Origin of the sequence: Pseudomonas brassicae (genome assembly GCF_010671725.1) — a bacterium.
GTDB classification, from domain to species: domain Bacteria; phylum Pseudomonadota; class Gammaproteobacteria; order Pseudomonadales; family Pseudomonadaceae; genus Aquipseudomonas; species Aquipseudomonas brassicae.
Window position 1 is genome coordinate 1 of record NZ_JAAHBU010000275.1, and the last position, 6,724, is coordinate 6,724.

The 6,724-nt window shown below is 65.8% G+C and carries 2 protein-coding genes, 3 pseudogenes and 2 riboswitches; of the genes and pseudogenes, 3 read left to right on the top strand and 2 right to left on the bottom strand.

All coding sequences use genetic code 11. The annotated features are described in order from the left end of the window. The coding region (locus G3436_RS18250) for a CbtA family protein (RefSeq protein WP_243667210.1) at positions 1-222 on the bottom strand (222 nt) is incomplete at its 3' end. Then, positions 176-364: a CbtB domain-containing protein gene (locus G3436_RS18255; RefSeq protein WP_163947723.1), complete on the bottom strand. Its 189-nt coding sequence runs from the start codon at positions 362-364 to the stop codon at positions 176-178. The genes G3436_RS18250 and G3436_RS18255, both read right to left, overlap by 47 nt. Positions 365-469: 105 nt before the next feature. Next, positions 470-697, bottom strand: a riboswitch (cobalamin riboswitch). Positions 698-753: 56 nt separating this feature from the next. Then, a riboswitch (cobalamin riboswitch) is annotated at positions 754-949 on the top strand. Positions 950-1,047: 98 nt separating this feature from the next. On the opposite strand from G3436_RS18255, the pseudogene cobW reads away from it, so the two are divergent. The 3 pseudogenes from cobW to G3436_RS18270 all read left to right on the top strand — a co-directional run. Continuing rightward, positions 1,048-2,119 (top strand): annotated as a pseudogene (gene cobW, locus G3436_RS18260) (cobalamin biosynthesis protein CobW). 3 nt (positions 2,120-2,122) lie between these two features. After that, a pseudogene (gene cobN / locus G3436_RS18265) lies at positions 2,123-5,877 on the top strand (cobaltochelatase subunit CobN). Between the two features lies 1 nt (position 5,878). Beyond that, a pseudogene (locus G3436_RS18270) lies at positions 5,879-6,724 on the top strand (magnesium chelatase ATPase subunit I); the annotation flags it as partial.

Sequence of the window (6,724 nt, forward strand, 5' to 3'; positions counted from 1 at the left end):
GGCGCTACCTTCAGCATGTTCATGGGCCTCGACCACCGGGGCCGAGTTTTCATAGGTTTCGGCCTGCAGAATCAGCGGCGCGACCCACAAGCTTTGCAGCAGGGTCAGCAGCAGGGCGGCAAGCAGGCCGGCAAAACCGGCGGTGCGGGCAATGCGCTTGATCATCGGGGCAGTCTCAGTGGCAAGGGAACGCAGCGCTGTGGCGGGTATCGTGGGCGGCATTGTGCACCGCTTCGATGTGCGAGAAGCCGGCGAAATACACCAGGCACAGGCCCAGCAACGAGGCGCCGATGGCCACGCTCAGGCGCTGCGCGAGGGTGGTGGGGGTAACCAATGGCCGGCTGGAGGTACTGATGATGGGCATGGCGCGTTCCTTTTTGTGTTGTCGGTGCTGTCGGCAACAGGCAAGCGCGGCCAACCCCTGTGCGAACGGCGCCCAGGGGTGCAACTGCGCCCGCCCACCGCGGGGTTGTCAAAACGCTGTTGGGCCGGTCTCCGGGCTGGCGAGGGCTGGCAGGTTGCTCAGCCGAAGGCGTCACCTTCCCATGCCGGACTGCTGGCACAGTGGTCAAGACGCTTTTCTCGCTTACCGTTGCGGGGGCAGCACCGGAATGATCGGCCGCTATCAAAAGAAGTGGCTGACGCACCGGTTTCCCGTTTCACCTTGGTAAAAGGCACCCAAACGAATGCGGCTAGCAGATCATGCGCGCCGGCATCCGTCAATACAGCGGTTGACCTGCTTGAGGGCACTGCGTAGCCTAGCCGCTTCGAGGTTCTGCGGCCCAGGTCGCAGCTAAGACGGGAACGCGGTTCAAGCCGTGGCTGCCCGCAACTGTAAGCGTTGAACTGCATCGACACGGCCACTGCTGCGGCGGGAAGGCGTCGATGTTGCCGGTGTAACGACTGGCGCAGCGCGAGCCAGGAGACCTGCCTCGAACAGTTTCCGACTTTCAACCGGGCGGGGTGATCCGGTGACGAATGCGCTCAGGTAGCAAGGCACCTGCGGCTCTCGTCCTGCATGCCCGCCATCCTGCCAAGGGCATCGACATGAAAACACTGGCCAAACTCCCCGTCACCATCGTCACCGGCTTCCTCGGTTCGGGCAAGACCACACTGTTGCGCCATATGCTGGACAACGCCCAGGGTCGTCGCATCGCGGTGATCGTCAACGAGTTCGGCGAGCTGGGTATCGACGGCGAGATTCTCAAGCAATGCAGCATCGGTTGCAGCGAAGAAGAGGCCAATGGCCGCGTCTACGAGCTGGCCAACGGTTGCCTGTGCTGCACCGTGCAGGAAGAGTTCTTCCCGGTGATGCGCGAGCTGGTCGCACGCCGTGGTGACCTGGACCACATCCTGATCGAAACCAGCGGCCTGGCCTTGCCCAAGCCGTTGGTACAAGCGTTCCAGTGGCCGGAAATCCGCAACGCCTGCACGGTCGATGCGGTGATCACCGTGGTCGACAGCCCGGCCGTGGCCGCCGGTACCTTCGCCGCCTACCCCCGATCAGGTCGATGCGCAGCGCAAGCTGGACCCCAACCTGGACCACGAGTCGCCGCTGCATGAGCTGTTTGCCGACCAGTTGGCCAGCGCCGACCTGGTAGTGCTGAACAAAGCCGACCTGATCGATGCCGATGCGCTGGCGGCGGTGCGCGCCGAGGTGCAGCAAGAGCTGCCGCCAGCGGTGAAAGTGGTCGAGGCCAGCAGCGGTCGCCTGCCGCTGGAGGTGCTGCTGGGCCTGGGCGCCGAGTCCGAAGTGCACATTGATGCGCGCCGTACTCACCACGACTCGCACCACGACGGTGAAGACGATCACGACGATCATGACCACGACGCGTTCGATTCGATCTCCATCGAGTTGCCCCAGGCCGACGAGAGCCTGTTGCTCGATGCGCTGACCCAACTGGTGGTGCAGCACGGCATTCTGCGTGTGAAAGGTTTCGCCGCCATCCCGGGCAAGCCGATGCGCTTGCTGATCCAGGGCGTGGGCAGCCGTTTCGACAAACACTTCGACCGTGCCTGGCGCAGTGAAGAACCGCGCACCACGCGCCTGGTACTGATCGGCCAGGACCTTGATGCAGCCCTGCTCGAAGCGAACCTGCGCGCGGCACTGGGCGCCTGACCCATGCACCTGCTGCGGACCCAGCCCGGCGGCTTTGTGCCGGACGACAGCATTGCCGACCTCGGCCAGACACCCGCCGACCTGGTGATTCTCTGCAGCGGCGACTCGCACCTGGCACTGCTGGCCGAAACCGCCCAGCAGTTGCCCGACGACTACCCCAGCCTGCGCCTGGCCAACCCGATGCAGGTGCAGAACCACGCGTCGGTAGACCTCTACGTCGACCAGGTATTGCGCCACGCCAAAGTCATTCTGGTGTCGCTGCACGGTGGCATTGGTTATTGGCGCTATGGTGTGGAGCAGTTGCTGGCGCTGGCGGCGCGCGGCGTGCAACTGATCCTGGTGCCGGGTGACGATCGTCCGGACCCGGAACTGAGCAGCCTGAGTACCGTTGCCCCGCAGCAAGCCGAACGGCTTTGGCACTATCTGCGCCAGGGCGGCAAGGCCAATGCGCTGAACCTCTATCATTGCCTGGCCAGCCAATGGCTGGGCCGGGGTTATCGCTGGGACGAGCCACAACAGCTGCCGCGCACCAGCGTCTACCATCCGCAACATCCCCAGGCCAGCCTCGAGCACTGGTTTGCCGACTGGCAGGCCGAGCGGCCGGTGGTGCCTGTGCTGTTCTATCGCTCGCACCTGCAGGCCGCCAACACGGCGTTCATCGATGCCTTCTGCGAGCGCCTGCACGAGGCAGGTCTCAATGCGCTGCCGATTGCGGTGGCCAGCCTGAAGGAAGCCGCCTGCCTGGCGCAGGTCGAGCTGTGGCTGGATCAGGTCGATGCCGCGCTGATCATCAATACCACCGGCTTCGCCCAATCCAGCCCGCAGCAGCCGCATCTGCGACCGTTCCGGCGCGATATCCCGGTGCTGCAGGCCATCTGCGCGCAGGACAACCAGCCTGCCTGGGAGGCCAGCGAACAGGGCCTTGGTGCACGCGACCTGGCCATGCACATTGCCTTGCCGGAGCTGGATGGTCGCATCATCAGTCGCCCGGTCAGCTTCAAGGACCTGGCCTGGCGAAGCGAACGCAGCCAGTCGGACGTAGTGTGCTACAAGCCGCACCTGGAACGCATGGATTTTGTCGCCGAGCTTGCCCGGCGCTGGTGCGAGCTGGCCCGTTTGCAGAACCCGCAAAAACGCGTGGCGCTGATCCTGGCCAACTACCCGACCCGCGACGGGCGTATCGGCAACGGCGTCGGCCTGGACACGCCCGCCGCGGCACTTGGCATTCTGCGCGCCCTGCAGCAGCAGGGCTACCCGGTCGGCGCGTTGCCCGACAGTGGCACGGCGCTGATCCATGCCTTGCTCGGTGGCGTGACCAATGACCTGGACACGCTCGACCAGCGTCCCTGTGCCCAGAGCCTGGCGCTGCAAGACTATCGCGCCGCCTTCGCGGCGTTGCCGGCGGCCAACCAGGCGGCAGTGCGCGAACGCTGGGGCGAGCCCGAGCACGACCCGATGTTTCGCAGCGGGCGCATGATGGTTGCCGGCTTGCGCTTTGGCCTGACATTTGTCGGCATCCAGCCGGCGCGTGGCTATCAGGTCGATCCCAGTGCGGTGTACCACGACCCGGACCTGGTGCCGCCACACGGTTACCTGGCGTTCTACTTCTGGCTGCGACATGCCTATGCGGCCGATGCACTGATTCATGTCGGCAAGCACGGCAACCTCGAATGGCTGCCGGGCAAGGGCGTCGGGCTGTCGGCCGCGTGCTGGCCGGATGCGCTGCTGGGCCCGTTGCCGAACATCTATCCGTTCATCGTCAACGACCCGGGCGAGGGCGCGCAGGCCAAGCGCCGCACCCAGGCGGTGATCATCGATCACCTGATGCCGCCGCTGACCCGGGCCGAAACCTACGGTCCGCTGCGCGACCTGGAGGTGCTGGCCGACGAGTACTACGAAGCGCAACTGCTGGACCCGCGGCGTGCCCGTGAGCTGCAGCGCGATATTCTCAACCTGGTGCGCGACCACCATATCGATCGCGAGCTGCAACTCGAAGGCGCACTGGACGACGCGGCGGTCTGGTTGCCGCGGCTGGACACCTACCTGTGCGACCTCAAGGAATCACAGATTCGCGACGGCCTGCATGTGTTTGGCGAATCGCCTGCCGGGCGCCTGCGCATCGACACGCTGCTGGCCTTGCTGCGCGTCGAGCGTGGCGACGGGCGTGGCGCCAACGCCAGTTTGCTGCGGGTGCTGGCCAAGGCCATGGCACTGGGCTTCGACCCGCTGGACTGTGATCTCGGCCAACCCTGGCAAGGGCCGCAGCCCGTCGAGTTGACGCGCGTCAGCCACGACCCCTGGCGTACTGCTGGTGACACCCGAGAACGCCTTGAACTGTACGCGGCGCAACTGATCGGGCAGGTACTCGACGATCAGGTTCAGCTCGACCCGCGCTGGCCTGACGTGCATGCGGTGCTGCAGGCACTGCGTACCGAGGTGGCGCCGCACCTGGATGCCTGTGGCCCGGCCGAGATGCACGGGTTGCTGGCTGCGCTGGACGGGCGCTTCGTCCCCGCCGGCCCCAGCGGCGCGCCAAGCCGCGGGCGGCTGGACGTGCTGCCCACCGGGCGCAACTTCTATACCGTGGATGTGCGCAACCTGCCCACGGCCACTGCATGGCGCCTGGGTTTTGCGTCGGCCAACCTGATTCTGGAGCGACACCTGCAGGAGCATGGCGATCACCTGCGCCAGCTGGGCTTGTCGGTGTGGGGCACCGCCACCATGCGCACGGGCGGCGATGATATCGCCCAGGCCATGGCGCTGATGGGCGTGCGTCCGGTGTGGGCCAGTGGCAGCCAGCGGGTGGACGACTTCGAGATCCTGCCGGTAAGCCTGCTGGATCGCCCGCGGGTGGATGTGACCCTGCGTGTGTCAGGCTTTTTCCGCGATGCGTTTGGCAACCTGATCAAGCTGTTCGATGCTGCGGTGCAGGCAGTGGCGGCCCTGGATGAGCCCGCTGAACTCAACCCATTGGCGGCCAAGGTGCGCAGCGAGCGGGCCGAGCTGCTGGCCACGGGCCTGGACGCCGAACAGGCGCAGCGCCAGGCCGGCTGGCGGGTGTTCGGCTCCAAGCCCGGCGCCTATGGTGCCGGGGTGCAGAACGCCATTGATGGCCGCCTGTGGCACAGTCGCGAGACCTTGCCGAGGTCTACCTCAACCATGGCGCCTATGCCTACGGCGCTGCGGATGAGGGCACAGCGGCGCGCGAGCCGTTCGCCCGGCGCCTGAGCCAGGTGCAGGCGGTGCTGCAGAACCAGGACAACCACGAACATGACCTGCTCGACTCCAACGATTACTACCAGTTCCAGGGTGGCATGCTTGCTGCCGCAGAGAGCCTTGCCGGCGCCGGCGTGGCCAGTTACCACGGCGACCACAGCCAGCCTGACCGCCCGCGTATCCGTACCCTGAAGGAAGAGTTGAACCGGGTGATCCGTGCCCGCGCGCTCAATCCCAAGTGGATCGACGGGGTCAAGCGCCACGGCTACAAAGGTGCGTTCGAGATGGCGGCGACCGTCGACAACCTGTTCGCGTTCGATGCCACCACGCACTTGATCGACGACCACCACTACCAATCGCTGGCCGATGCCTACGTGCTCGATGCCGCGACCCGAGCGTTTATCCGCCAGCACAATCCCGAAGCCCTGCGCGACATTACCGAACGCTTGCTGGAGGCCCAGCAACGCGGGCTGTGGCAGGCGCCGGGCGACTATCGACAGGCCCTTGAAGAACAGTTGCTGGAGGGCGAGGAAGATGCCTGACATGAGTGAACCCCTACATTTTCCGCTCGCCGCCGTTGTCGGTTCGGACGAGCTCAAGCTGGCGCTGTGCTTGACTGCAATCGACCCGAAGATCGGTGGCGTGCTGATCGAAGGCCCGCGCGGCATGGCCAAGAGCACCTTGGCCCGGGGCCTGGCCGACCTGCTCGGTGATGGCCCGTTCGTGACCTTGCCGCTGGGGGCTACCGAAGAGCGCCTGGTGGGTACGCTGGATCTGGACGCCGCACTGGGCCAAGGGCGTGCGCAGTTTTCCCCGGGCGTGCTGGCCAAGGCAGACGGTGGCGTGCTGTACGTGGACGAGGTCAACCTGCTGCCCGATCATCTGGTCGACTTGCTGCTGGATGTTGCGGCCAGTGGAACCAACCGCATCGAGCGTGATGGTATTTCCCACCGGCACAGCGCACGCTTCGTTCTGATCGGCACCATGAACCCGGAGGAGGGCGAGCTGCGTCCTCAGTTGCTCGATCGGTTCGGTTTGAATGTGGCCCTGCACGGTCAGCCAATGCCTGCTGCCCGCGGTCAGATCATCCGTCGGCGCCTGGACTTCGATAGCGACCCGCAGGCCTTCTGCGTGCAGTGGGCCGACGCCCAGGCGCAATTGCGCAGCCGCTGTCAGTCGGCGCGCGAGCGGCTTGAACAGATTGCGCTGGACGATCATGCCCTGTCGCAGATCACTGAGCGCTGTTTTGCGGCAGGTGTCGATGGCTTGCGCGCGACCTGGTGTGGCTGCGTGCGGCACGGGCCCACGCCGCATGGCGCGGCGCGACAGGGATCGACGCCGACGACATCGAGGCGGTGGCCGAGTTTGCCCTGCGTCACCGCCGTCACG